Origin of the sequence: Cystobacter fuscus DSM 2262 (genome assembly GCF_000335475.2) — a bacterium.
GTDB classification, from domain to species: Bacteria; Myxococcota; Myxococcia; order Myxococcales; family Myxococcaceae; genus Cystobacter; species Cystobacter fuscus.
On the sequence record NZ_ANAH02000005.1, the window covers coordinates 614,872 to 641,212 of the forward strand.

Here is a 26,341-nt window from a genome sequence, read left to right on the forward strand (position 1 = left end):
GTCTGGCACTCATGGCGACTCTCGCGGAAATCAAGGCGTACCGGCCCAGGAACATCGAAGACTCCCTCGACGCCATGCGCTCGGCGCTCGACTACTTCCACCGCGAGAATGATCAGCGCGCCATCTTCCTGCGCGCCTACTACCTCATCACCTCCGCCGTCTGGCAGGCCGTCCACCAACGCGGCCGCTATGACAAACGCATCTTCTTCGATCCCCAGTGGGTCGATAAGCTGGCCGGGAAGTTCTCCCTGCTCTACTTCCAATCCCTGAGCACCCAGGAGCGCGGCGGCGAGCGGGCCTGGAAGATGGCGCACCGCCTGGCGGGCACGAACGAGACCTCGGTCTTCCAGGACATGCTGCTCGGCATCAACGCCCACATCAATTACGACCTCGCCTACGGCATCTATCTCAACCTCAAGGAGCACGAGGACGGGAGGGATCACCTGCTGCTGCCGCGGCGCAAGTTCGACCACGATCAGGTCAACAACATCCTCATCAACACCATCCCCCAGGTGGAAACCGTGCTCACGCGAGACTATGGCGGGGAGCTGCAACTGATGGGCGAGCTGGTGGGCGACCTGGACGAGGTGCTCGGGGAACTCGGCATCAAGTACTACCGCGAGCGAGTCTGGTGGTCGGCCATCTCCTTCCTGTCCGCCCAATCCCCGGAGGAACTCCAGCTCGTCCATGACCGGCTCGACTGGGAATCCGCCCAGCTCGCCGAGAGCCTCGCGTGCGAGGGAACAGTGCTCCAGCGCTCACTGCGGAGCCTCCTGAACCTCTTCAGCAAGGCCACCTTCGGGCCCATCACCCTCGAGCGCGAGGACACCGCGCCCGAGAAGAAGAAGCCCACGCAGGTCTTCTCGCCTTTCTAGCGGCCCGCGCCGAGGAGCCGCTCGCGCAGCACGTGCTTCTGCACCTTGCCGAGCGCGTTGCGCGGCAGGGCCTCCACGAAGACGACCCGGCGGGGCTTCTTGAAGCTGGCGAGCCGCTCCTTGCAGAACTCCACCAGCGCCGAGGGCTCGGCGCTCTGGCCGGTGGCCGGGACGACGACGGCCACCACCTGCTCGCCGAAGTCCGGATCCGGCAGGCCCAGCACCGCCACCTCCGCCACGGCGGGGTGCTGGGCGAGCACCTCCTCCACCTCGCGGGGATAGACGTTGAAGCCGCCGCTGATGATGAGCTCGCGCGCCCGGCCGGTGATGCGGAAGTAGCCGTCCGCGTCGCGCTCGCCCAGGTCCCCCGTGCGGAACCACCCCTCGGGGTCGAAGGACTCGGCGGTGGCGTCCGGACGCCGCCAGTAGCCCGCGAAGACGTGGGGGCCGCGAACTTCAATCTCCCCCGTCTCCCCCGGCGGCAGCGGCTGGCGGGTGCGCACGTCCACCACGCGCGCCTCCTGGCCCGGGTACGGCATGCCCACCGTGCCCGGACGCCGCTCGCCCTCGTAGGGGTTGGTGGTGTTCATGATGGTCTCCGTCATGCCGTAGCGCTCGAGGATGCGCTGGCCGAACGCCTCCGCCACCTCCTGGAAGAGCTGGGCGCTCAGCGGCGCCGAGCCCGAGACGAGCAGGCGCAGGGCCCGGGGGCGCACGCCGGTGCGGCGCGACTCCTCGAGCAGCCGGCCGTACATGGTGGGCACGCCGAAGAACATCGTCAGGGAGGCGTCCTGGCTCAACGACGCGAGCACCTCGGCCGCGTCGAAGCGGCGCCGCAGGTCCACCGTGCCACCGGAGTAGAGCGTGCCATGCAGTCCCACCATGAGGCCGTGGGTGTGGAAGAGCGGCAGGGCGAGCAGCAGCCGATCCTCCCGCGTCCAGCGCCAGGCCTCGGTGACGGCGCGCACGTTGGCGAGCAGGTTGCGGTGCAGCATCATCGCGCCCTTGGAGCGGCCGGTGGTGCCCGAGGTGTAGCCGAGCACGGCGAGCTGCTCGCCCGAGGGCAGTGACAGCGGGGCGGAGGACGCGGCCCCCCGGGCGAGCAGCGCGTCGAAGTCGAGCGTGGGCCAGGGCACGGCCTGTGCGGTCGGCTCGACGGTGACGAGCCACTCGAGCGCGGGAAGTTGGGCCTTCAAGGGAGCGAGCTCGGCGGCGCCCGCCGCCCCTGTGACACAGGCCCGGGCCTCCGAGTCGGCGAGGATGTGGCCCAGTTCCACCTGGCGGTACTGGGTGTTCACGAGGACGACGACGCCCCCGGCGTACCAGGTGCCCAGGTAGGCGATGACGAAGGCGGGGCTGTTCTCCAGGAAGAGCGCCACCCGGTCTCCGGGGGCGAGCCCCTGCTCCCTCAGGGCGCGGGCGAAGGCCGTCACGTCGGCGGCGAGCTGTCCGGCGGTGAAACGGCGCCGCTCGAAGTCCAGGACGGGTCCGTCGGGGAGCTGACGGGCCCGGGTGAGGAAGGTGTCGAGGAGAGAAGTCGTCATGCACTCCGGAGACTACCGCGTGTACTGTGCGTGGCCATGCGCTTCGCCCCTCTCCGCCACGACGTCCTCAGCCTCATCGGCAACACCCCCATGGTGAAGGTGACCCAGCTGGACACGGGTCCGTGCGAGCTCTTCCTCAAGCTCGAGAGCCAGAACCCGGGCGGCTCCATCAAGGACCGCATCGGCCTGTCCATGATCTCCGCCGCCGAGGAGGCGGGCCAGCTCGGTCCCCACCAGAAGCACCTCGTGGAGGCCACCGCCGGCAACACCGGCCTGGGCCTGGCGCTCGTCTCCGCGCAGAAGGGCTACCGCCTCACGCTCGTCATCCCGGACAAGATGAGCCAGGAGAAGGTGCTCCACCTCAAGGCGCTCGGGGCGGAGATCATCATGACGCGCTCGGACGTGGACAAGGGCCACCCCGAGTACTACCAGGACATGGCCGAGCGCATCGCGCGCGAGCTGGGCGGCCTCTACGTCAACCAGTTCGCCAACCCCGCCAACCCGCTCGCCCACGAGACCACCACCGGCCCGGAGATCGCCGCCCAGCTTGAGCACCGCCTGGATGCCATGGTGTGCGGCGTGGGCTCGGGCGGCACGCTCGCGGGCCTGTCGCGCTACTTCGCCAAGGCCATCCCCGAGTGCGAGATGGTGCTCGCGGACCCGCAGGGCTCGGTGCTCGCCGACTACGTGAAGACGGGGAACATGGGCAAGGCGGGCTCGTGGGTCGTCGAGGGCATTGGCGAGGACTTCCTGCCGCCCAACGCGGACCTGTCCCGGGTGAAGAAGGCCTACACCATCCCCGACTCGGAGAGCCTCGACACGGCGCGGCAGTTGCTCAAGAAGGCGGGCATCCTCGCGGGCTCGTCCTCGGGCACGCTCATCGCCGCCGCGCTGCGCTACTGCCGCGAGCAGACCAGCCCCAAGCGCGTGTGCACCTTCGTGTGCGACAGCGGCAACAAGTACCTGTCCAAGATGTTCAACGACTTCTGGATGGCCGATCAGGGCTTCCTGCCGCGCGCGGCCCACGGGGATTTGCGCGACGTCATCACCCGCCGCTACTCGGACCGGGCCGTCGTCACCCTGGCCCCCACCGACACGCTGCTCATCGCCTACGGGCGCATGAAGCTCTACGACGTGTCGCAGCTCCCGGTGCTCGACGGGGGCAAGGTGGTGGGGATGATCGACGAGTCGGACCTGCTGCTCGCGGCCATCAATGACGAGACGCGCCTGCGCCTGCCGGTGCGCGACTTCATGTCCACGCGCCTGCAGACCGTGGACGTGCGCACCCCGGTGCCCGAGCTGCTCAGCTCCCTGGACAAGGGCTATGTGCCCATCGTCATGATGGGGGACGAGTTCATCGGACTCATCACCCGCATCGATCTGCTCAACCACCTGCGCCGCAAGCTGCGCTGAGCAGGCGCCAGGCCCTACCCCATGGTGCCCAGGGGGGGCGGCTCGGTGGGCGTGGGCAGTGAGCCCAGCCCCCAGGGCTGCCCCGCCCGCCAGGCCACCTCGCCCGAGGCGCCCCACCCGGCGCACACCACCTCGCGGTTCTGGAACTCCATCCAGAACACCGACTCCTCGGGCCTGGCCGCCTGATCCAGACAGGCCACGCGCGTGGGCGTGCGACCCCCGCCCAGGGACACCGCGAAGGCCCGGTGCGAGTGGCCACACAACACCCAGCGCGGATGCACCGTCTCCACCAGCCGCCGGGTGATGGGGTTGCCAATCCAGTACGAGGGCAGCGTGCGGCCCGGCGGCGGCGTCTCCCGCTCCTGGGCCCGCTGGGGCAGGCCACGGGGCCACTCGTGCACGAGCAGCACGTCCATGTCGCGCAGCGCCATCACCCGCTCCACCTCGGGCGCGCGGAAGTAGCCCGCCTGCTTCGCCGTGTCGAGCGAGCGCGGCCGCTTCAACGGCTGCTCGTAGAAGCGCGGCGCGTGGATGCCCGACAGGTAGCCCACCCGCAGGCCGAGCAGCTCCTTGAGCCCGGCGCGCCCCAGGTAGTGCACGTTGGGCGCGAGCGAGAAGCCCTCGGGCTCGTCGTGCAGCGCCTCGAAGTCCTCGTTGTTGCCGCCGATGAAGTACAGGGGCCGCTTCATCGCGCGCACCCCATCCGCGTACGCGGCGAACTCCGCGGGCATGCCGCGCTTGGCGGCCTTGCGCCGGTGATCATCCGCGAGCCGGAAGGCCTCCACGTCCCCCACGGCCAACACCAAGTCCACGGGACGACGGCGCGCCTCCTCGAGCGCGTCGAGCCATGCCTCCACCCGGTGGAAGCGACCATGGATGTCTCCCACACCAACCACCAGGAGTGAGTCCGGAGCCATCGTGCCCATCACCCTGCCCGGCCATCCACGCCCTGTCGAGATCCATCCCCGGGCGTTGTGTCAAAATCAGCGCAAGTGACGCGCACCGCCATGGGGCCTCGCGCGGGGCCTGTCGGAGCGGGCCCTGGCAGCCCACCAGCCAGGTGATCTCCCCGGTCGCACCTCCGCCTGCCCCACCCTCTGGCGGGCCCTTGGATTCGGGTTGAAACACGAACCGTTGAGGACCATCCCACCCCGTGCGCGCGCCCACAATCCCCCCACTGCGCGCCCTTTCAGTGCTAGACCGCGCCCCTATGTCCGAGCCCGACACCCTCTCCATCCGTGGAGCCAAGGAGCACAACCTCAAGAACATCTCCCTGGACATCCCCAAGAAGAAGTTGGTGGTGTTCACCGGCGTCTCCGGCTCCGGGAAGAGTTCGCTCGCGTTCGACACCCTCTACGCCGAGGGGCAGCGGCGCTACGTGGAGAGCCTGTCGGCCTATGCCCGGCAGTTCCTCGGGCAGATGGAGAAGCCGCGGTACGACACCATCCGCGGCCTGTCGCCCACCATCTCCATCGAGCAGAAGGCGGCCAGCAACAACCCCCGCTCCACCGTGGGCACCGTCACCGAAGTGCATGACTATCTGCGCGTGCTCTACGCCTCGGTGGGCGTGCAGCACTGCCCCAACTGCGGCCAGCGCGTGGGCAAGCAGAGCGCCCAGCAGATCGTCGACACGCTCATGGGCTCGCCCGCGGGCACCAAGGCCATGGTGCTCGCTCCCGTGGTGAGCAACCGCAAGGGCGAGCACAAGGACATCCTCACCGAGGCGCTCAAGCGCGGTTTCTCGCGCGCGCGCATCGACGGCAAGGTGAAGAGCCTGGAGGAGAAGATCGAGCTGGACAAGAAGTCCAAGCACGACATCGCGCTCATCATCGACCGGGTCACCATCAAGCCCGAGGGCAAGCAGCGGCTGACGGACTCGGTGGAGACGGCGCTGCGCGAGGGCAAGGGCCTGCTCATCCTCACCAACGAGACGGGAGACCCGGCGAGCGACCGCGTCATGAGCGAGCTCAACGCGTGCCACGCCTGCGGCCTGTCCTTCGGCGAGCTGTCGCCCTCCTCGTTCTCCTTCAACAACCCGCTGGGCATGTGCCCGGACTGCAACGGCCTGGGCACCAAGGCGGAGATGGACCCCGAGCGCATCGTCCCGGACGGCTCGCGCACCATCCGCGAGGGCGCGGTGGAGCCGTGGGCCAACAGCATGAACCGAGGCGAGGGCTGGACGGCGGACTTCGTGGACAGTCTCGCCAGCGCCTTCGGCATCGACCTGGACACGCCCTACGCGAAGCTGCCCGCCAAGTCGAAGAAGATCCTGATGTACGGCGTGGACGGCAAGAGCTTCAACGTGAAGTGGGGCGACGGCGGCAACTACACGATGGAGTGGGAGGGGCTCGTCAACAAGCTGATGCGCAGCTTCAAGACGACCACCTCCGAGGCCGCGCGCACCTACTACCAGAAGTTCTTCAGCGACAAGCCCTGCCCCACGTGTGACGGCGCGCGCCTCAAGCCGGAGAGCCGGGCGGTGAAGGTGCATGGCCGCTCGCTCGTGGACCTCAGCCGGCTGACCATCGGGGACTCGCTGCGCTTTCTCAAGGAGCTGAAGCTCACGGAGACGGAGCGGAAGATCGCCACCGAGCTGCTCAAGGAGATCCGCAGCCGCCTGGGCTTCCTCGAGGACGTGGGCCTGAACTACCTGACGTTGGATCGCACCGCGTCCACGCTGTCCGGCGGCGAGAGCCAGCGCATCCGGCTCGCCTCGCAGATGGGCAGCGAGCTCACGGGCGTCATCTACATCCTCGACGAGCCGTCCATCGGCCTGCACCAGCGCGACAACGGCAAGCTGCTCGGCACGCTCAAGCGCCTGCGCGACCTGGGCAACTCCGTCGTCGTGGTGGAGCACGACGAGGAGACGATGGAGGAGGCGGACTACCTGGTGGACTTCGGCCCCGGCGCGGGAGAGCTGGGCGGCCAGGTGGTGGCCGCGGGCACGCCCGCCGAGGTGATGGACAACGAGAAGAGCCTCACCGGCGCGTACCTCTCCGGCCGCAAGGAGATCGAGGTGCCCGCCCAGCGCCGGGCCCCGGGCAAGAACAAGGTGACCATCCAGGGAGCCCGGGAGAACAACCTCAAGGACGTGACGGTGGACATCCCCCTGGGCCTGTTCGTGGCCGTCACGGGCGTGTCCGGCGCGGGCAAGTCCACGCTCATCAATGAAATCCTCTACCCCGCCGCGGCGCGCGCGCTCTACGAGAGCCGGGAGGTGCCGGGCAAGCACAAGGCGGTGCTCGGGCTGGAGAACCTGGACAAGGTCATCGACATCGACCAGCGGCCCATCGGACGCACGCCGCGCAGCAACCCGGCGACGTACACGAAGCTCTTCGACAGCATCCGCGAGGTGTTCGCCCTGACGCCCGAGGCACGCGCGTTCGGCTACACCGCGGGGCGCTTCTCCTTCAACATCAAGGGCGGGCGCTGCGAGGCGTGCGAGGGAGATGGCGTGAAGCTCGTGGAGATGCACTTCCTCGCGGACGTGTACGTGCCGTGCGAGGTGTGCGGCGGCAAGCGCTTCAACGAAGCCACGCTCCGGGTGCGCTACAAGGGCAAGAACATCGCCGAGGTGCTCGACATGAGCGTGCGCGAGGCGATGCAACTGTTCGCCGCGCACCGGGACATCATGCGCGTGCTCCAGACGCTGGAGGACGTGGGCCTGGGCTACATCCGGCTGGGGCAGAGCTCGCCCACGCTGTCGGGCGGCGAGGCCCAGCGCATCAAGCTGGCGCGGGAGCTGGCGCGCGTGGCCACCGGCCGCACGCTCTACATCCTCGACGAGCCCACCACGGGCCTGCACTTCGAGGACATCCGCAAGCTGTTGCAGGTGCTCAACCGGCTGGTGGAGGCGGGCAACACGGTGCTCGTCATCGAGCACAACCTGGACGTCATCAAGAGCGCGGACTGGGTGATCGACATGGGCCCCGAGGGTGGAGCGGGTGGAGGACAGCTGCTCGCCACGGGCACGCCGGAGCAGGTGGCCGAGGTGAAGGAGAGCTACACCGGGCGCTACCTCAAGTACGTGCTGACGAAGAAGCGACGCCACCGCGTGGGCCAGCGGCCCCCCGAGGTGGCGTCCCCCGCCGCCTAGCCCGCGTCCGCGCGGCGCATCGGCTCACCCACCGCCCGCGCCGCGTAGCGCACCAGCAGCTCCGGCGAGAAGGCGGGACAGCCCACGCCGTGGGCCTTCAGGTCCGCCTGAGTCTGCTCGCAGCCGAGGATCGCCACGCGGTCGCGCGCCAGGCGGTCGAGGATCGTCTTTCCATCCTCGGCGTTGGGCGTGAAGAGCGGGCGGACGGGAGCGAGCGCGTTGGGCTCCCGCCGATCGATCGCGCCGAGCAGCATCCGCAGCCACTCCGCGACGGGAACCAGGCGGAGGGGGTAGCCCTGGGAGTCGAGCTGCTTCACGAAGTAGTTCCAGGTGATCGGCGCGGGGTGACTCATGTGGAAGATCTTCCCGAGGGAAGACCCCTGGAGCGACAGGCGGATGATGCCGCGGCTCACGCAGTCGACGGGGACGGCGGCCATCTCGTGGTCCCAGTCCGGCGCGGCGCCCAGTTGGATGCACCCCTCGAGCATCAGTCGGTACAGGTCCGTGGCTTCCCACGCCCCGGTGGCGGAGTGTCCCGTGAGGAAGGGCGTGCGGTAGATGGTGACGGGCAGACCACGGCCGCGCGCCTCGACGACGAGCTGCTCCGCGACCCACTTGGTCTCCTCGTAGCCGAGCGCCATCGGCCCGCAGGGGCCCACCGGCGTCGACTCACTCACCGTGGCCCTCGCGTGTTGCAGTCCGCAGAAGACGCCGAGCGTCGAGATGTAGTGGAACTCCTTGGTGCGGCCCGCGCAGGCGAAGCGAAGTGCCTCCTCGGTGCCGATGACGTTCGAGGGCTTGAGCGTCGTGTAGGGGTAGAGGAAGTTGATCCACGCCGCGCAGTGGTGGACGACCCCGACGCGCGACGCGAGCTCCTCGTACTCCTTCACGGAGAGCCCGAAGCGCGGCTGCGAGACGTCCCCCACGATGGCGCGGACGCGGCGCAGGCGATCACCCAGGGGCAGACCGCGGCGCTCCATGCTCTTCGCCACGCGGGTAAGGGCCGCGTTGGCGTCCTCGGCGCGGACGAGACAGTGGATCACCGCGTCTGTCTGGTCGAGAAGTTCATCGAGCAGGTGGCTGCCCAGGAAGCCCGTGGCGCCCGTGAGGAGAATGTCCTTCGAACCCGTGGCCCGAAGGGAGGACGGAACGACGTCCGCGGCGAGCACCACGTCCGCCTCCACGGGCGTCGACTCCTTGGCGCCCTCCGCTGGCGAGAGGGAATAGGCCCGGTAGAGATCGCCCAGCGTCCGGATGCTCGTCACGTCGACCCCGCCCTGGGTGAACGGGGCCACCTTGCATTCGTCATCCAGGGTGACGATCACCCGCGCCATGGACATGGAGTCGAGTCCGAGCGTGGACAGCTTCGTCTCGTCGGCGGTCGATTCGAGCTTCCGTCCGTCCTCCGAGAGGACTTCATTGATGACCTTGCATACCGCGTCTTTGATTTTCAACATGTCAGTCCTCCATCGACCAGGAGCGTTTGCCCGGTGATGAACCCGGCCGCCGGGGACATCAGGAAACGAATCACGCCGACCATCTCCTCGATGTGGCCAACGCGCTTGAGCGGCGTGCGCTCGACGATTTTCTTGACCTGATCCGAATCGAGCAGCGCCGTGCTCATCGCGCTCTCGAAATAGCCGAGCGCGACCGAGTTGACGCGAATGCCTTGCGAGCCGACCTCTCGCGCGAGCCCGCGCGTGAAGCCATCCACGGCGGCCTTGGTCGCCCCATACGCCGCGACGCCCTTGATGCCGCGCACGGCGGAGACGGACGAGACATTGATGATGATGCCCTTGCGCGCGCGAACCATGCCGGACAGACACGTCTGCGACAGGTTCATGACCGCTTCCACGTTCACCGCGAGGGCCTTGTGCATGTCGTTTCTCTTCGTGAAGAGAAACAGCCCATCGGTGGCGAACGCCGCGTTGTTGACGAGCGTGCCGACCGGGCCGAACCGGCGCGTGCACTCGGCGACGAAGCGGTCCAGCCTCGGCGCGTCGGTGATGTCGCACTCCTCCCAGTAGAAGCGGTCCGGATGTCCGGCCAGGCAGCCGTCGATGAAGGGTGTCTTGCCACGGCTGAAGGTCGCGACCGGGTAGCCGTCCGCGAGCAGGGCGCGCACCAGGTGCTCGCCCAGACCACGGCTTCCACCACTCACGATGACGAGGGTTTTCTCAGACATGAGCCGTCCTGGTGCGCGCCTTCTTCATGCGCTCATTGGAGAGATCACTCTCCGTGACCGTCACGACCGCGGGGATCTTGAAGGCATCCAGTTTGTCCTTGCAGAACTCGCGCACCCGCTTGCGGACCTCGTCAACGGGCTCGGGCCGGGCGAGCCGCACCGTCGCCACGACGACCTGTCCGACGAGGGGGCTCGCCCTGCCCTGCACGAGCACGTCCTTGACGTTGGGCACGCCGAGGATGACGTTCTCCACCTCCTGGGGAAAGACCTTCTGGCCGCCGACGTTGATGAGCTCGGACTGTCGGCCGAGGACGCGCACGTAGTCGCCGCGCACCTCGACCGCGTCGCCCGTATCCATCCACCCCTCGGCGTCGAATGGCGAGGGCGCGTTGAGGTAGCCGAGCATCGCCATCTTCGTGCGGATACGCAGCGTGCCCCCTTCGACCTTCGCCTCGTACCCCGCGCCGCCGATCTGAATCCACAGCGAGTCATCGGACTCGGAGCGCGTGGCGAGCGCGCCGAGCTCGCTGAGGCCATAGGTCTGCTTGATGCGCACGCCTGGCAGGGCGCGGTGCACCGCCCGGAGCGTCGACTCGGGCATGGGCTCGGTGCCGTAGGTGATCAGCTCGAGCGACGAGAGATCGTAGCGCTGGTGCGCCTCGGCGAGCAGCATGACGTTCAGGAACGTGGGCGTCGTGGGCAGGAGTTCGACGCGGTGTTCTTGAATCAACGCGCAGATCGCATCCGGAGTGCGGCCCTCGGGAGCGACCAACGTTCCGCCGCCGGTGAGGATGCCGAACAACGTGTTGATGCCACCGGCGTGATCGAGCAACAGGAAGCTCAGCGTGCGGCGGGGAGCTCGTGGGCGCGCGAACTTCTCGAGGATCCGGTCGACCGCGTGCAACATGGCCTTGGGCGCCCCGCTCGTCCCGGAGGAGAAGAAGACGATGCCCGCGCGCCCGTCGGAGCGCAGTTGCGCCAGGAGGGGATTCGCCTCGCCCCGCCACGGCACCCGGCTCAGGCTCCACGTGTCGTCTTCGTTGAAGTCGAAGAGGCGGGTGACCTGGGCGATCTCGAACCACGAGGCGTGCTGCGCGTGTGCTGATCTGCCGAAGGGAACGGCGATGCAGCGGTTGTCGGTGAGCGCGATCAGGAGAGCCACTGTGTTGGGGGAAAAATCTCCGCGAAGTGCCACGCACTCGCCCGGAGCGATCCCTTCCGACGTCAGCAACGTCGTGAACGCGTTGGCGCGTTCGCACAGCTCGGCATAACTTATCGTTGATCCGCGAAAGACGAGTGCGGGCTTGGACCCGAATTGCTCGAGCCGTGCCTTCAAGTTAGACATATCGATGATGGAAAAACGCGCTCAATTGAATCGCGAGAGGAACGAGCGAGCCCAATGGACGCTCGTACGGGAACGGCCGTATCGCCGGGGTGACTGTGGCGCACGATCTCTCGTGGGTCAAGGTGAGCAGACGCGGAGTTCTCGGGAGTGTGGCGCTGCTGCTCGGGATTCAACATCACAACTCCCGAGAAGGCTTTCGCGAGGGTCCACCGGCCCCGCGCCGTCCTTCACCAGGGTTGAAACCTCTCATGCCTTCGTGGATGTGGATTCCCTTTATCCCTGACAGTCGTGGATTGGCATCCAATCCGAGCACCCACGCATCAGGGAGGACGGAAACACAGACGCCGCGAGTCACCGGCCCGATGGAAGTGGAATGGGGAAGAGGGCGCAAACGCATCGACTTCAGCGGGGCACGACCCTTGTCCCGCGGTACGCTCTCCCCGCACCGTGAGGCCGCCGCGGCCCAGCCTCCAGGTGTCACTGCGCCTGCCATGCGAGGCGCGGTCCCTGGACGCGCGGGTGGCGCTTGCGTGCCCTCCCGACCCCCACCGGGCCCCACGAAAAATCCGTGAATAAACTCCGGGGGCGGAACGTCGGGCCCCCTGCGGGGCTTTCGCCTATGTTCCGGGAGGGGCTCGGTCCGAGCGTGCCAGCGGCACGCTTGTTATCTTCATGTCAAGAGAGGGCCGTGCGGCACCGGCCCCTCATACCGGAGTGGGACCATGTGGAAACAAGTAGGATTGGTTCTAACCGTCGCGGCTGTTGGACTCGGCTCGGGCGAGGCGGAGGCGCGCTTCGGCAAGCGCTCGACGCCTCCGCCGTCCTCGTCTCCCGGCAATGGAGGAAGCCCCTCCCGGCCTGGAGGAGGTTACTGGGGAGGAAATCCCTCCTATTACGGCAATCCGCAGGGGTATTACGCCCATTACGGGTACCCGTGGGCCAGCTACTACTATTTCGATCCGGCCTGGGCGTGGCCCTTCCTGGGCGTCGGCCTGCCAAGCTACGGCCGGTACTATGGGTACAGCGCGGCGTGGCGGCGACTGCGTCCGCCGCCTCCCCCTTCCGCGCAGGAGATGTCGACCCCGCCCGCCCAGCTCGACCTGAAGGTGGATACGGGCGCCGTGGCGAATGGCTACTCGGTGGGGCTGGGGTTGAATGTGGACGGGCAGCGGTTCGGCTTCGGGACGAGGCTGGACCTGTTCAACCTGGCCGCGGAAGAAGGCATGGGGCGTGACTCCATTGCCCTGTTCTCGCTCGGGCCCAGCTTCCTGCTGGTCAACAGCGACCGGGTGAAGTGGCGGTTGACCGGAGGCCTGGACGCGGCGTTCGCGCCGGACATCACCATGATCGGACCAGGCCTGGGAACGAGCGCCCGCCTGAAGGTCGCGGGACCGCTCAAGCTGGAGGCCTCCGCCCACTGGACGCCGCTGCCGTACGTGCAGCTCAGCGGGGATGCCGGCGTGGGGGTGGACCTGGGAAGCGTCTTGCGGCTGCGGGCGGGCTACCGAGCCACCTACCTCAATGATCAGGGACTGGTGGACGGCATCGTCAACCGCGACCTGTTCGCGGGGCCCTTCGTCGGGCTGTCGTTGGCGCCCTGAGCCCGGGTTGTGCCGGGGTGGGCGGTGGAGTAGGCAGGGAGGTTGGACCCCCTACCGGCAAGGCACTCCCCGCCCATGGCCCGCACGCCCAGCGCTCCATCCTCGGACCGATTCCCGCCTCAGATTCCCTACATCATCGGCAACGAGGCCTGTGAGCGCTTCAGCTTCTACGGGATGAGGAACATCCTCACGGTGTTCCTCATCGACTATCTGCTGCGCAACGCCGTGCCCGACGAGGGCGCGCGCTCGGCTCAAGCCAAGAGCCTGATGCACCTGTTCATGGCGGGCGTGTACTTCTGCCCGCTGCTGGGCGGCTACCTCGCGGATCGCTGGTTCGGCAAGTACAAGGTCATCCTCTGGCTGAGCCTCGTGTACTGCCTGGGCCACGCGTGCCTGGCGCTCTTCGAGAACAACGCCACGGGCTTCTACACGGGCCTGGTGCTCATCTCCCTGGGCAGCGGCGGCATCAAGCCGTGCGTGAGCGCCATGGTGGGTGACCAGTTCACCGCGAACAACAAGCACCTGGTGAAGAAGGTCTTCGCCATCTTCTACTGGACCATCAACTTCGGCTCCTTCTTCGCCTCGCTGACCATCCCCCTGACGCTCAAGCACCTGGGGCCCGCGGTGGCGTTCGGCATCCCGGGCGTGTTGATGTTCGTGGCCACGGTCATCTTCTGGAGCGGCCGCAAGCACTACGTGGTGGTGCCCCCCACCGGGCCTAACCCCCACTCCTTCCACAAGGTCGTCGGCTCCGCGCTGCGCCACCGGGGCCAGGGGGGCCACTGGCTCGACGGCGCCACGCGCGAGCACCCCGCCGAGGCCGTGGAGGGCGCCAAGGCCGTGCTGCGCATCAGCGGACTGCTGCTGCCCACCATCCCCTTCTTCTGGATGCTCTTCGACCAGAAGGCGTCCACCTGGGTCATCCAGGCGCGCGCCATGGATCCCCAGGTGGGCCCCATCACCTTCCAGCCCAGCCAGATGCAGTTCATCAACCCCGCGCTGGTGATGATCCTCATCCCCCTGCTGGTGGGCGTGGTGTATCCCGCCTTCCAGCGGGCGGGCTGGGAGCTCACCCCCTTGCGCCGCATGCCGCTCGGGCTCGCGGTGGGGGCGTTCTCCTACGCCATCGCGGGCTACTTCCAGGTGGTGATGGAGCGGGGCACCGTGCTCAACATCTCCTGGCAGCTCCTGCCCTACATCGTCCTCACGCTGTCGGAGATCCTCGTGTCCACCACGGGCCTCGAGTTCGCCTACACCCAGGCGCCGCGCGAGATGAAGGGCATCATCCAGAGCTTGTGGCTGCTCACCACCACGCTCGCCAACGTGGCGGTGGCCATCGCCTCCGCGCTCAACGTCTTCAGCGGAGCGGGCCAGTTCTTCTTCTACGGAGGGCTCGCGCTGCTGGCCGCCGGGGCCATGGCCTTCATGGCCCGCCACTACCAGGTGCGCGACTACTACCAGCAGGACGTGGGGGGCAGCGTGCCGGATCGCGCGCAGCCCCCTCCCTCCCTCGCGGACAACTCGAAGGCGCTGTAGCGCCCGCTCAGGCCGCGGGGGCGGAGTGCGCGCCCCCCTGCTCCGAGCCCGTCGGCGCGGTCGGGCGAATCTCGTCCGCGCCGTGCATCATCCGCTTGAGCACGGGCGACACGCCCAGCAGCACCACGCCGGCCACGGCGGTGAAGGCGGTGATGGCCAGGAAGAGATCGAACTCGCCCAGCTTCTCCGCGTAGCCGCCGATGAGCCCCGCCAGGTAGTTGGCCACCGCGTTGGCGATGAACCACACGCCCATGAGCGCCGAGGCGAAGCGGGTGGGCGCCAGCTTCGTCACCATGGAGAGCCCCACCGGCGACAGGCACAGCTCGCCCGCGGTGTGGAAGAAGTAGGCCGTCACCACCCACATCATCGCCGCCTTGCCCTCGGTCGCACTCTGCTTGGAGGCACCGAGCATGAAGACGAAGCCAAAGGAGAGCAGCAGCAGGCCCAGGGCCATCTTCGCGGGGATGGAGGGATCCCTGCCGCGCCGGCCCAGGCTCGTCCACACCTCGGCGAAGATCGGACCGAGCCCGATGATGAAGATGGGGTTGACGGCCTGGAACCAGGTGGTGGGCACCTCCCAGCCGAGCAGGTGCCGGTCCACCTTGGCGTCCGTGTAGAGGTTCATCAGGCCGCCGGCCTGCTCGTACGCCGCCCAGAAGAAGACGACGAAGAGCGCGAGCACGAAGATGACCACGATCCGGTCCACCTCGGCGCGGGTGAGGGCCGCCGCGGGAGCCGCGGGCTTGCTCTCCTGGCGCACCACCTGGGTGGGGCGCTTGCCCACGTCACCCAGGAAGCGGTTGCCCAGCAGCAGGAAGACGAGGACGCCGAGCGCCATGCCCACGCCCGCCGAGCCGAAGCCCCAGGACCAGCCGTACTTCTCGCCCAGCGTGCCGCACACCGCCGAGGCCAGGAACGCCCCCACGTTGATGCCGATGTAGAAGATGGTGAAGGCGCCATCCCGGCGCGAGTCCCCGGGTGCGTACAGGCCGCCCACCATGGTGGAGATGTTGGGCTTGAAGAAGCCGTTGCCCACCACCAGCAGGCCCAGGCCCGCGTAGAAGAGGGCCTCGTTGTTGCCGGGCATCGCCAGGACGAACTGGCCGAGCATCATCAGGATGCTACCGAGCGTCACCGACAGCCGCTGGCCCAGGTAGCGGTCCGCGAGGAAGCCGCCGAGCACCGGCGTGGTGTACACCAGGGCCGTGTACAAGCCGTAGACCTGCAGCGCCTTGGCCTGGCTCCAGCCAAAGCCGCCATTGCCGGTGGCGCCCACCATGTAGAGCACCAGCAGGGCGCGCATGCCGTAATAGCTCATGCGCTCCCACATCTCGGTGGTGAACAGCAGGTAGAGGCCCTTGGGGTGACCTCGGCCGGTCGTGGAGGCCGGACTGTGTGCCATGCGCGAATGTCCTCGCGGGTAGGGGGAAGGGGGAAGAGGCCCCTGCTTCTACTAGCAGAAGCGCCTCTGCCTGTCAGACCACCCCTCGCCGTCAGGCCGCTCTACGTGTTCCAGTGGTGCTGACGCACCCGGCCATCGGAGAGCAGCGGCGGCAGGAGCCGGTCCGGATCGGCCTCCAGGGGCAGCCGCACCTCCACGCGCGTGCCCTTGCCGTACTCGCTGAAGATGCGGATGCGCCCGCCCTGCTGCAGGACGATACGCTGGCAGAGCGCCAGGCCCAGGCCCGTGCCCTCGCCCGCGTCGCGGGTGGAGAAGAAGGGCTGGAAGACGCGATCCATGTTCTCCGGCTTGATGCCCACCCCGTTGTCGATGATGGACACCACGGCGTCACTGCCCTCGCGAGAGGTGACCACCCGCACCCGGCCGCCTTCCTTGGCCACGGCGCGCACCGCGTTGTCCAGCAGGTTCACCCACACCTGGTTGAGCGAGCCCGGATCGCTCCACACCGGCTCGGCGCACTGGTAGTCACGCTCCACCTTGAGGTCCGGCGACAGCCGCCAGGAGAGCGCCTGCACGCTGGCGTCCAGCGAGGCGCCCAGGTCCACCGCCATGGCCTTGGTGCCGGTGCGCACGAAGGACAAGAGCCCCTCGGCGAGGTGGCGGATGCGCTGGCCGCACTCCTCGATGAGCTCCAACATGCCCACGGCCATGCCGATGTCCGGCGTGGTGCCGGTGAGGCTCTCGCGCAGGGGCAACAACGCGTTCATCAAGCCGTTGAGGGGGTTGCGCACCTCGTGGGCGAAGCCCGAGGTGAGCAGGCCCGTGGCCGCCAGGCGCTCGTTCTCCGCCGCGCGTATCGCCGCGTCGCGCAGACGCAGCTGCGCCTCGACGCGCGCGAGCATCTCCCGGGGAGAGAAGGGCTTGGGCAGGTAGTCGTTGGCGCCCATGGTCAGGCCCTCGACCTTGGCCTCCACCTCCTGGCGCGCGGTGAGCAGGATGAGGGGCGTGTCCACCGTCTCCGGCGAGGCGCGCAGGGCCGCCAGCATCTGCAGGCCCGACATCACCGGCATCATCACGTCCGAGATGATGAGATCCGGCCGCTCCTTCTGGGCCAGGCTCAGGCCCTCCTCACCATTGCTCGCATCCAAGAGCCGGTAGTAGGGCTTGAGCACCTGGCGCAGGAAGGAGCGGATCTCCGGCTCGTCCTCCACCAGCAGCACGCGGGGCGCGTCCGGGCCAGCCTCGACATCCGGCGGGAGCACGGGCACGGCCTCCACCGCGGTCACCGTGACGGTGCCCTCGGGCTCGAGCAGGGAAGCCGCGTCCAGCGAGCGGCCCAGGGGGCGCAGCAGCACCGGCTCGGGCGGCAGCTCGGGCTCGGCCTCGCGCACGGGCGCCGGGCCCTTGCGCAGCCGCACGTGGAAGTTGGACCCCTTGCCCAGCTCGCTCGACACGTCGATGCCGCCCTTGTGCAGCTCCAGCGTCTCCTTCACCAGCGCCAGGCCGATGCCCGTGCCGCCAAAGCGCCGCGTGCCCGAGGAGTCCGCCTGGGCGAAGCGGTCGAAGATGACCGACAGGTCCTGCGTGGCGATGCCCACGCCCGTGTCGATGACCTCCACATGCACCCACGTGTCGTCCTCGTGCAGGCGCACCGTCACCCGGCCCTGCAGGGTGAACTTGAGGGCATTGGAGATGAGGTTCTGGAAGACGCTCTCCAGGCGCGCCACGTCCACCTGCACCGGCGTGGGCGCGTGGCCCTCCAGCTCCAGCGCCACGCCCTTCTTGTCCGCCAGCACCTCGAAGGGCACCAGCAGCGAGGACAGGAAGCTCTCGATCTCCAGCGGCTCGTGGCGCAGCTTCGTCTTGCCCGCCTCCAGCTTGGTCAGGTCCAACAGGTTGTTGATGAGCCGCAACAGGCGCGAGGCGCTGCGGTTCATCGTCTCCAGGTGCTGGCGCACGGGCGGCGCGAACACCTCGGGGCCGCGCTGCAGCAGGGAGTCGAGCGTGAGGAGGATGAGCGTGAGGGGCGTCCTCAGCTCATGGCTCACGTTGTCGAAGAACTCGCTCTTGAGCCGGTCCAGCTCCTTCTGCTTGGCGAGCGCCGCCTCCAACCGCGCGTTGGACTCGGTGAGCTCGCGCGTGCGCGCGGCCACCCGGTCCTCGAGGGCGACGTTGATGCGGAACATCTCGTCGTAGCGCTGCTGCAGCTCCTCGAGCGAGCCCATCATGCCGTGGGTCTGCTCGTTGAGCGCCTCGTCCTTGCGGCGCATCTCCCGCCGCAGGTCCAACCAGCTGCCCAACGACACGCCCGCCAGCGACAACGCCGTCACGGAGAAGGCCGGATGCCCCAGCCCGAGGATGCTCGTGCCCACCCCACTCACCGCGCCCAGCAGCAGGCCGATGTAGCGGCCCCACATGGGCAGCGGATCCGTCCAGCGCAGGTGGTAGCGGCACACGTCCGCGCCCAACACGTGGCACTGGCTCTCGGTGACCTCCGCGGGGGGCAGGCCCCAGATGGTGGGGAAGGAGGCGAACTGGCCCATGCGCAGCTCGCAGATGTGCCGGTGCCGCTCGCGCGTGCTGCTGCGGTAGCTGAGCACCAGCCGCTCGCGCGCCAGTTCCTCGATCTCGAACTGTCCCACCCGGTTGAAGCTCGAGCTGAGCTCCACCGTCTTGCGGAAGCAGATCTCCAGCGAGCCGAAGGCGCGGACCATGTAGTAGGCGAATCCGAGCGTCTCGGGGCCGGCCATGAACAGGCCCGCCTTGCGCATGAACTGCGCGTCGCCCGACTCCGCCACCAGCACGTCGGCCAACTTCTCGAGGAACGGCAGCGAGATGAAGTTGGTGGCCGTGCGCAGGTAGTCCAGCGACAGGCTGAACGAATGTCGGCGGAAGACGTCGGCGAGCCGGGCGGCGCCATAACGCCGCTCGAAATAGAGCAACAGCGTGGACGTGGTCCGTACGCTCACCTCCGGAGCGTTGTCCGGATGAGCTCTGTCCCCGCGCACCACTTCACTCTCGTTCAAGGCCTCGTTCCTTCTGTGACCAATAGGATCGAGTACTTTAACGCGTCGGGGTCCGCCAGTAACTGGAGGTAGCGCTGGCTCATCCTCCGGTAGTCCTCCAGACCGCCGAGCAGGGGGGCCACCGCCGGTTCCATCGAGGAAAACCGGGTTTCCCAATCCTTTTGGTGGAAGGCGTCGGCCGCGCCAGCGATGACGAACTGCGGCAAGACGTGGACGCGCACCTGGGTGAGCCCCCGGCGGCGCATCTCGTGGAAGACCTTGCGGCCCACGTGGATGTCCATGTGGGCCACGCGCATGAGCGCGTCGGTGAGGCGCAGACACCACTCGCGCAGGTCGTCGGGAAAGGGCCAGTTGCCCAGACCGAAGCCATCGAACTCGGAGATGACCACCCTGCCCCCCGGGCGCGTCACCCGGATGAGTTCATCGAGGGCCTGCCAGCGCTCGGGCACGTGCTGCAGCACGAACTGGCTCCACGTGTAGTCGAACGCCTGGTCCGGCAGGCCCGTGCGGCGCACGTCCGCCGGGAGGAAGCGCACGTGCGCGTGGCGCTGGTTGAGCCGCCGCGCCTGCTCCAGCCGCTCCTCGCTCATGTCGATGCCGGTGACCTGGCCCGTGGGCCCCACGAGCTGGGCGATGACCTCCGTGATGCCCCCCGGGCCGCAGCCCGCGTCGAGCACGCGCTCTCCCTGCCGGAGCCCCGAGAGCAGCAGCGCCTCGCGCGCGTTGCCCGTGCGCTCCTGGACGAGCAACCGACGCGTCTCGTCATCGGACTCCAGGATGTAGCTCACTCGCCAGACTCCTCTCCCGACCAGTCGGGGGCGGGGGCTCCGCTCAACCGCTCGAACACGGAGCGCCACAGCTCGCACACCCGGCGGATCATGGACCGGTGGAAGATCCACTCGGAAAAACGCCCCAGGTTCTCGAAGCCCGCCTCGGTGAGGGTCTCGACGTCCTCCTCGTCCACCAGCCCGATGGCGGAAGGCCGGCCGCGCTCGCGGGCATGTTCCACGCAGCGCTGCACGAGCGCCAGGACGGCATCGCGCGCCTGGGGGTGGTCGCGGCGGGGCACCAGCAGCCAGAAGGCGTTGGTCTTCTCCAGGAGGTTGAGTCCCGGGGTGCTCTCCTCGCACAGGGCCACGGCCAGGGGGCCGAACTCCCCATCCACGACGAAGACGCGGCGGTTGCGGTGCAGGCCGTGCGCCTTGTAGCGCTCGCGCAGCGCGCGCAGGTCCACCTCGTCCGTGAGCAGATCCTCGCTCAGCACGCGCACCAGGTGTCCGCGATCGCGCAGGTGCAGCTCGATCCACACGAAGTCGGTGCGCACCCCATCGCGCACCCGGGGCAGCGTGCGGTCGAGCGTGGGCGGATCCTGGGTGAGCGGCAGGCGCATGTAGGCGAAGTGGCGCAGGAAGCTCAGGCCCGGGGTCTCCAGTGCCCGCGCGAGCCAGCCGATGCGGCGGCTCGGCCAGCGGTTGTCCTTGCGCCAGGAGTAGCGGACGAACTCGATGTCCTGCTGCACCTCGCCCAGCTCCACGGCGAGGTTGCTCAGCTCGTAGGAGACCTGTTCGTTGCGCCGCACCCCGGGCCGCACGGCCAGGTGCTGCACGAGCCAGGTGCGCGAGTGGATGCGCAGCGCGGCGATCTGCCCCTGCAGGCCCTTGTCGCTGGAGTAGACGAGGCTGCGGCCCAGGTCCCCCGTGGAGTACACCTTGTGGTGGGTCTCCCCGAGCACGGCGGGCGGGGGCCCGGCGCTGAAGGGATAGTCCGGGTGGAAGCGGTAGCGGGCCTCCTCCATGAGCTGCCACAGCTTGTCGAAGGGGACGTCCGCGCCCTCGGCGATGTACTGGCAGCGCGCGGCCATGAAGGCCTGGAGGATGATGTCGCGGACGTCCTGGGTCAGCCCGGACAGGCGCGCCCCGGCGCGAAAGGGCCGCAGGGTCGAGCCCTCGCGGCCATCCATGGCCAGGGCCTGGATGGAGCGCACCTCGAGCTGGCAGTCGGTGGAGTGGCCATCGGGCAGCAGCAGGGAGGCGTCGATCCTCGAGCCCGCGGGGATGATCTCGTTGGCGGCATCGAAGGAGAAGGACAGCCCGCCCACGCTCAGGTCCTCCACGGGGCGGGTGGTGAGCTGGCCGGTGACGGGGGCCGCGAAGGACAGCAGGAAGCGCTGGCCGGGCACGGGCTTGAAGCGCGGCAGGCTGCGCCAGTTGCGGATGACGAGCGAGCGCGGCATGCCCACCGTCATCACCCCGTCCACCGAGCGCTCCAGCAGGACGCACACCCCCGAGTAGCTCTGTCCCCCCATCTCGAAGAACAGATCCAGCTCGTCGCCGATCTGGACATCCAGCAGTCCGGAGGACTGGCCCTCGAGCACACCTCCCCCCTCCACCGCCTTCATGGAGGGCAACTCCAGGCAGAGCTGGAGCGAGGAGTCGTTGGCGCGCTGCAACCACATGACGGCCTCGCGCCGCAGGGCCTTGCGCAGCGTGGCCGCCACCTCGGCCGGCTCCTCCATGGTGACGCCCGGCACGGGGGGCGGTGGGTACGTGGCCGTCGCCCAGGACAGGTCCAGCTGTAACTGGGTGCCGAAGGGATCCTGGATCTGCTGCGCCCGCTGCACGTGCGCCCACGGCGTCTGGAAGACCAGGTGCCCCGCGCGCTCGATGCGCAGCACCTCGAGCGCCGCGTTGGGAGGAAACGAGGAGGGGACGTGCTCGCCGGACAGCAGCAGGCTCGCGCCGAAGTTGCCGATCTGCAGACACCGCGCCACGTAGGGCCGCTCCTCCATGAGGAAGTGCACGGTGTAGGAGGCGGAAGGCAGGGCGAGGTTGGCCGAGCCGTAGTGCTGCAGCAGGTGCGAGAGCGTCCGGCCCAGCTCCGGCCCCGAGAGACCCTCGTCCAGGACGCTGAAGACGTGGCCCTCGGCGGCGCTGCGCATCAACTCCGCCAGTCCCACCGGGTCCGACTTGGAGCAGACGAAGACGCGCAGGGCATTGGGGGCCGAGTGGGCCACCTGGCGCAGGAACAACCGCGCGTCATCCGGAGGGGCGATGATGAGCGAGGGAGCCGCGTTCGCCATCTGGTCGGCCGCCTCCAACTTCGACTCCACCGTGACCACCCGGTGCCAGGGAAGTGCCGAGGCGAGCGCCGCCCGCCTGCCCGCATTGGGGTGAACCACCAGCACGTCTCGAATTGGGACACTCATGGACCCTCCGCGGCACGCACGCCGTTCAACCAGCCCAGGTTCGGGTCGGTTGCTCTTCCAGGCGCGGCTCACAGCCCCGTGCCACTCGTCCCCCAATTGCTCGCGACACGCGAAGGCCTCTTCCAAACGTCAGGATGCAGGGTGAAGGACACCCCGGGCGTCGGCGGACCAGCCTCGGCGCGGGTTCGGGAATATCTTAGCGGTTCCTGGAAGGGTTGGCGTCAAGTGTCCGCGCCAGCTAATCCCCTGCTTCCCGGGAGCGCTCGTCCGGGTGCCTCCCCACCAGGAAGACGCCAGGGCGTTCGCCGGTTTCACTGGGGGTGTTCGCTTCTGGTGCGGCGTGAGCGCTCCGGTTAAATGAAGGGCCAGGAGATCAGATGGGCGCCGACGTGGACCTCGAGCGGGAAATCCAGGAACTGAAGCGGCGGCACAACGCCGTCATCCTCGCGCACTACTACCAGGAGAGCGAAATCCAGGACGTGGCCGACTTCGTCGGGGACAGCCTGGCGCTCGCCCAGGCCGCGGTGAAGACGCAGGCGGACGTCATCGTCTTCTGCGGTGTGCACTTCATGGCGGAGACGGCGAAGATACTCAACCCGACACGTCGGGTGCTCCTGCCCGACCTCAAGGCGGGCTGTTCGCTGTCGGATCGCTGCCCGCCGGCCGCCTTCCGGGCCTTCAAGGAGAAGCACCCGGAGCACTTCGTGGTGAGCTACGTGAACAGCTCCGCCGCGGTGAAGGCGATGAGCGACGTCATCTGTACGTCCTCCAACGCCGTGAAGATCGTCAACCAGGTGCCGAGTGATCGGCAGATCCTCTTCGCGCCGGATCAGCACCTGGGCCGCTACGTCATGAAACAGACCGGCCGCGACATGGTGCTCTGGCCGGGCAGCTGCATCGTCCACGAGATCTTCAGCGAGAAGCGCCTGGTGCAGCTCAAGGTCCAGCACCCGGAGGCCGAGGTGGTGGCCCACCCGGAATGCGAGGAGGCCGTGCTGCGGCACGCCGACTTCATCGGCTCCACCAAGGGGCTGCTGGACTACGTCCTCAAGAGCCCCAAGCGCGAGTTCATCGTCGTGACCGAGGCCGGCATCCTCCACCAGATGAAGCGCGGCGCCCCGGACAAGCTCTTCATCCCCGCCCCCCCGGACAATGACTGTTCCTGCAATGAATGTCCCTACATGCGGCTCAACACGCTGGAGAAGCTCTACCAGTGCATGCGCGATGGGACGCCGGAGCTGACACTGCCCGCGGAGCTACAGACCGCCGCGCTCACGCCCCTGCGGCGGATGCTGGAATGGTCACTGTGAGCCATTGACGCGGCGCGCCGTCCGTCAAGGGGGAGGCAAATCCGTCAAGGTGCCGTATTCGTGCCTTGCACCGGAGGCGACATGGTGCGACTTGGAGCCATCATGGGTTTTCGATTCGTCGCAATCCCTGGCCACCGGATGGTGGCTCATCCTCAATCCCTTCCCTCGGACGAACGGCTCGAGCCGGAGCTGCCCCCGCTTCAGGAGGCGGTGGAGCGGGCGCTGGCGAGCGCCGAGTTCCGTGACGTGAAAGCCAAGGATCGGCTGCGCTCCCTGTTGCAGGGAGACCGGCAGCCCACCCTGGGCAGTCCCGGACCCGGCCAGGGCCCCTCGGCGGTGTTCGCCCAGCCGCCGCAGGATCTTCCCGCGATGCTGCGGCTGGCGGACGAGCTGGAGTCGCTGGCGAAGCGCGAGGCCGGAGAACGGGCGCTCGTGTGGAACTGTGGCGAGTGCGGCGCGCGCTACGCGGTGCCCCTCGCGCTGGCGCGCTCCGTGTCCATCCGCTGCGAGCGCTGCGGTGGCCCGGTGGAGCTCAACCCCGCGCGCAGCGTGGGCGAGGAGTCGCTCATCGATCCGTTCCTCGGCACGGTGAACAGCGCCCGCTACGCGCTGGCCAGCTTCTTCCGCGAGGCCATGGCGCGCGGCTGGCCCGTGCTCGTGTCCACCGAGGACAGCGGCTCCTGAGCGGAGCACGCCTCGCCGGGGCGGCACCCGCTCGGGGCTAGACTCCGACTCCCGCTCCGGCGTCCCAACGCGCCTCGCGCATCGCGGCCGCCTCGGCCTGTGCGGGGACCGCCTCGCGGCGGGGCTTGCACCGGGCGCACTCGCACGAGCCCTTCTTGCAGGTGCAGTCCGCCGCGCTGCTGCATTGACACTTCGCGGCGTGCGGCTCGCCCACGCCGTCCTTCTTCCCGGCGGCCGCGTCCGGCGAGGCGTCCCGCCGCCGTGAGTCCGCGCTCACGGGCGCCGTGGTTCGGGCCTTGGCGGCGTGTGCCTCGCACGCCCCCGCCTCACCCGCCGCGAACATCACTCCCCCCCACACCACCACCAACGCGATGCGCATCATGTCCTCATACCTCCCAGGGTAGCCGCGCGTCCCTACCCTCCAGGCTATAGCCCAGCGGCTCCATCCCTGTCCAAACCGATGGAGTGCTCGCCGCGAGGGAAGGCGCCACGTACAGTCCCGCTCCTCCGTGTCCGCGCGAACCGCTCGCCTCGTCTCCGCCGCCGCCCTCGTGCTGGGGGCGCTGCCCCTCTGGGTGTCCACCCACCTGCCCATGGTGGACCTGCCCCAGCACCTGCACCTCATCTCCGCCCTGCACCGGCTGGAGGATCCCACCACGCTCTACCCCCAGCTCTTCGCCGCGCGGCACGAGCTGACGCCCTACCTCGGCTACTACCACGCCGTGAGCCTGCTGAACTGGCTGGTGCCCCTGGACACGGCCAACCGGCTCTTCCTCTCCGCGTACGTGGTGGGACTGCCCCTGTCGATGGCCTTCCTGCTGCGGGGACTCGGCCGGCCCACCTGGCCCGCGCTGCTGGCCCTGCCGCTGGCCTATGGCGACAACTTCGGCTGGGGCTTCATCAACTACCTGGCCGCCCTTCCCCTCGCCCTCGTGTGCTGCGGCCTCTTCGTGCGCGCCCTCACCCGGGCACACTCGCGCCGCGCCTGGGCCGCTGGACTCGCGCTCTGCCTCGCCACCGTGCTGCTCTTCCACGTGCAGGTCTTCGCCTTCCTCGCGCTGGCCCTGCCCTGGTTGCTCCTCACCACCCCCGTCCCCGAGGACGAGGGCGCCCGCGGCATGTCCGCGCGGCTGCGCCCCCGCGTGCCCGCGCTGCTGGGCGTCGTGCCAGGCGTGGCGCTCTTCCTGTCCTGGGTGGTGTTGCGGCTGGGCCAGCCCTCCGAGGTGGAGACCGGCGCGCCCTGGAAGGCCTGGGGCCCCATGCTCTCGCCCCAGAACCTCGCCTGGAAGAGCTTCGCGCACAACCGCGCCGAGTTCCTCGAGGTGCTCGCCAACCTCTTGCGCGACGGCTCGGATCGCTGGCCCCTGTACGCCGTGGGCGCGGTGGCCGCGGGCGCCCTGGTGGTGGGCCTCGTGCGCCCCGCCCCCAGTCCCGAGGGCCCCATCGCCCGCCTGCGCATGCCCGGGCTCGTCCTGCTCGCGCTCGGCCTCTACTTCCTGCTGCCCTTCGACATCCGCGGCTACACCTACTACCTCAACACCCGCTACGCGCAGCTCGCCGCCCTGCTCGCCCTCGCCAGCCTGCCCGTCACCCCGCCCCCGCTCCAGCACGTGCTGCGCCTGGCCAGCGCCGCGTGCGCCCTGCCCCTCGCCCTCGTGCTCGGCCAGGGCTTTCGCGCCTTCTCCCGCGAGGCCTCCGAGTGGGACGTGCTCGTGGAGTCCACCGCGCCCAAGGCCCGCGTCATGGGCCTCATCTTCGACGCCAGCTCGCGCGTGGTGCGCCACCCCGTCTTCCTCCACGGCGCCGCCACGCTCGCCGGGGCCCGTGGCGGGGGCACCAACTTCAGCTTCGCCCTCACCCCCCACTCCCCGCTGCGCTACCGCGGCACGCCCCCGCCCACCTTCCCCTCGGAGTGGAGACCCCAGGACTTCGACTACGCCACGCAAGGCGCCGCGTACGACCACTTCCTCATCCGGGGCGCGCCGCCCTCGCGCGTCTTCGGGGCCCGCCTCCAGAACGAGCTGAGCGTGGCCGCCCACGCCGGAGAGAGCTGGCTGGTGCGCCGCCGCTGAGTGCCCCGCCCGGCAAGTGTGGGCCAGTGGTCGCCCCGGGCACGCAC

18 protein-coding genes are annotated in these 26,341 nt (G+C 68.9%); 8 read left to right on the forward strand and 10 right to left on the reverse strand.

The window, feature by feature from the left end; genetic code table 11:
- Positions 1 to 11: 11 nt before the first annotated feature.
- The gene (locus D187_RS10040; RefSeq protein WP_002625174.1) at positions 12 to 875 is read left to right on the forward strand and encodes a DUF5995 family protein; all 864 of its coding nucleotides are present in this window, start codon (positions 12 to 14) and stop codon (positions 873 to 875) included.
- Here D187_RS10040 and D187_RS10045 read toward each other — a convergent pair.
- Entirely contained in the window at positions 872 to 2,419 is a 1,548-nt protein-coding gene (locus D187_RS10045; protein ID WP_002625176.1) for an AMP-binding protein, read from the reverse strand. The two genes, D187_RS10040 and D187_RS10045, sit on opposite strands and share 4 nt — an antisense overlap.
- Before the next feature lie 36 nt (positions 2,420 to 2,455).
- On the opposite strand from D187_RS10045, the gene D187_RS10050 reads away from it, so the two are divergent.
- Positions 2,456 to 3,832, forward strand: a complete 1,377-nt coding sequence (locus tag D187_RS10050) for a pyridoxal-phosphate dependent enzyme (protein WP_043428988.1) — start codon at positions 2,456 to 2,458, stop codon at positions 3,830 to 3,832.
- Between the two features lie 14 nt (positions 3,833 to 3,846).
- Here the strand turns inward: D187_RS10050 and D187_RS10055 are convergent, their stop codons facing one another.
- Positions 3,847 to 4,758, reverse strand: a complete 912-nt coding sequence (locus D187_RS10055) for a metallophosphoesterase family protein (RefSeq protein WP_245591671.1) — start codon at positions 4,756 to 4,758, stop codon at positions 3,847 to 3,849.
- 284 nt (positions 4,759 to 5,042) lie between these two features.
- Between D187_RS10055 and uvrA the strand changes: the two genes are divergently transcribed.
- Entirely contained in the window at positions 5,043 to 7,928 is a 2,886-nt protein-coding gene (gene uvrA, locus D187_RS10060; RefSeq protein ID WP_002625182.1) for an excinuclease ABC subunit UvrA, read from the forward strand.
- On the opposite strand, the gene D187_RS10065 is transcribed toward uvrA, so the two are convergent.
- Genes D187_RS10065 through D187_RS10075 form a run of 3 tightly spaced genes read right to left on the reverse strand, consistent with a single transcriptional unit; the run spans position 7,925 to position 11,458 of the window.
- The gene (locus tag D187_RS10065) at positions 7,925 to 9,385 is read right to left on the reverse strand and encodes a thioester reductase domain-containing protein (protein WP_002625183.1); all 1,461 of its coding nucleotides are present in this window, start codon (positions 9,383 to 9,385) and stop codon (positions 7,925 to 7,927) included. The two genes, uvrA and D187_RS10065, sit on opposite strands and share 4 nt — an antisense overlap.
- The gene (locus D187_RS10070) at positions 9,379 to 10,113 is read right to left on the reverse strand and encodes an SDR family NAD(P)-dependent oxidoreductase (RefSeq protein WP_002625185.1); all 735 of its coding nucleotides are present in this window, start codon (positions 10,111 to 10,113) and stop codon (positions 9,379 to 9,381) included. Before D187_RS10070 ends, D187_RS10065 begins: the two co-directional genes overlap by 7 nt.
- Positions 10,106 to 11,458, reverse strand: a complete 1,353-nt coding sequence (locus D187_RS10075) for a class I adenylate-forming enzyme family protein (protein ID WP_051256287.1) — start codon at positions 11,456 to 11,458, stop codon at positions 10,106 to 10,108. Before D187_RS10075 ends, D187_RS10070 begins: the two co-directional genes overlap by 8 nt.
- A 722-nt stretch (positions 11,459 to 12,180) precedes the next feature.
- On the opposite strand from D187_RS10075, the gene D187_RS54940 reads away from it, so the two are divergent.
- Together D187_RS54940 and D187_RS10085 are read left to right on the forward strand one after the other, a co-directional pair.
- Positions 12,181 to 13,059, forward strand: coding sequence for a hypothetical protein (locus D187_RS54940; RefSeq protein WP_002625189.1), 879 nt, complete (start codon positions 12,181 to 12,183; stop codon positions 13,057 to 13,059).
- 75 nt (positions 13,060 to 13,134) lie between these two features.
- The gene (locus tag D187_RS10085; RefSeq protein ID WP_002625191.1) at positions 13,135 to 14,595 is read left to right on the forward strand and encodes a POT family MFS transporter; all 1,461 of its coding nucleotides are present in this window, start codon (positions 13,135 to 13,137) and stop codon (positions 14,593 to 14,595) included.
- A gap of 7 nt (positions 14,596 to 14,602) precedes the next feature.
- Here D187_RS10085 and D187_RS10090 read toward each other — a convergent pair whose 3' ends face one another.
- The 4 genes from D187_RS10090 to D187_RS10105 all read right to left on the reverse strand — a co-directional run bounded on the left by D187_RS10090 (position 14,603) and on the right by D187_RS10105 (position 22,228).
- Positions 14,603 to 15,997 (reverse strand): peptide MFS transporter, encoded by a 1,395-nt coding sequence (locus D187_RS10090; protein ID WP_002625193.1) that lies wholly within the window; start codon positions 15,995 to 15,997, stop codon positions 14,603 to 14,605.
- A 101-nt stretch (positions 15,998 to 16,098) separates the two neighbouring features.
- The gene (locus D187_RS10095; protein ID WP_002625197.1) at positions 16,099 to 19,023 is read right to left on the reverse strand and encodes an ATP-binding protein; all 2,925 of its coding nucleotides are present in this window, start codon (positions 19,021 to 19,023) and stop codon (positions 16,099 to 16,101) included.
- Positions 19,020 to 19,811 carry a class I SAM-dependent methyltransferase gene (locus D187_RS10100; RefSeq protein ID WP_002625200.1) on the reverse strand — a complete coding sequence of 264 codons (792 nt, stop codon included), beginning with the start codon at positions 19,809 to 19,811 and terminating at the stop codon, positions 19,020 to 19,022. Before D187_RS10100 ends, D187_RS10095 begins: the two co-directional genes overlap by 4 nt.
- A complete protein-coding gene (locus D187_RS10105) occupies positions 19,808 to 22,228 on the reverse strand; it encodes a hypothetical protein (protein WP_002625203.1) in 2,421 nt (806 codons plus the stop codon). Before D187_RS10105 ends, D187_RS10100 begins: the two co-directional genes overlap by 4 nt.
- A 377-nt stretch (positions 22,229 to 22,605) precedes the next feature.
- Between D187_RS10105 and nadA the strand changes: the two genes are divergently transcribed.
- A complete protein-coding gene (nadA, locus tag D187_RS10110; protein ID WP_002625206.1) occupies positions 22,606 to 23,538 on the forward strand; it encodes a quinolinate synthase NadA in 933 nt (310 codons plus the stop codon).
- A 102-nt stretch (positions 23,539 to 23,640) separates the two neighbouring features.
- The gene (locus D187_RS10115) at positions 23,641 to 24,222 is read left to right on the forward strand and encodes a hypothetical protein (protein WP_002625207.1); all 582 of its coding nucleotides are present in this window, start codon (positions 23,641 to 23,643) and stop codon (positions 24,220 to 24,222) included.
- A 37-nt stretch (positions 24,223 to 24,259) separates the two neighbouring features.
- Here D187_RS10115 and D187_RS10120 read toward each other — a convergent pair whose 3' ends face one another.
- On the reverse strand, positions 24,260 to 24,604 hold the full coding sequence (locus tag D187_RS10120) for a hypothetical protein (RefSeq protein ID WP_043428991.1): 345 nt from the start codon (positions 24,602 to 24,604) through the stop codon (positions 24,260 to 24,262).
- 127 nt (positions 24,605 to 24,731) lie between these two features.
- On the opposite strand from D187_RS10120, the gene D187_RS10125 reads away from it, so the two are divergent.
- Entirely contained in the window at positions 24,732 to 26,294 is a 1,563-nt protein-coding gene (locus tag D187_RS10125; RefSeq protein WP_002625211.1) for a hypothetical protein, read from the forward strand.
- Positions 26,295 to 26,341 lie beyond the last annotated feature (47 nt).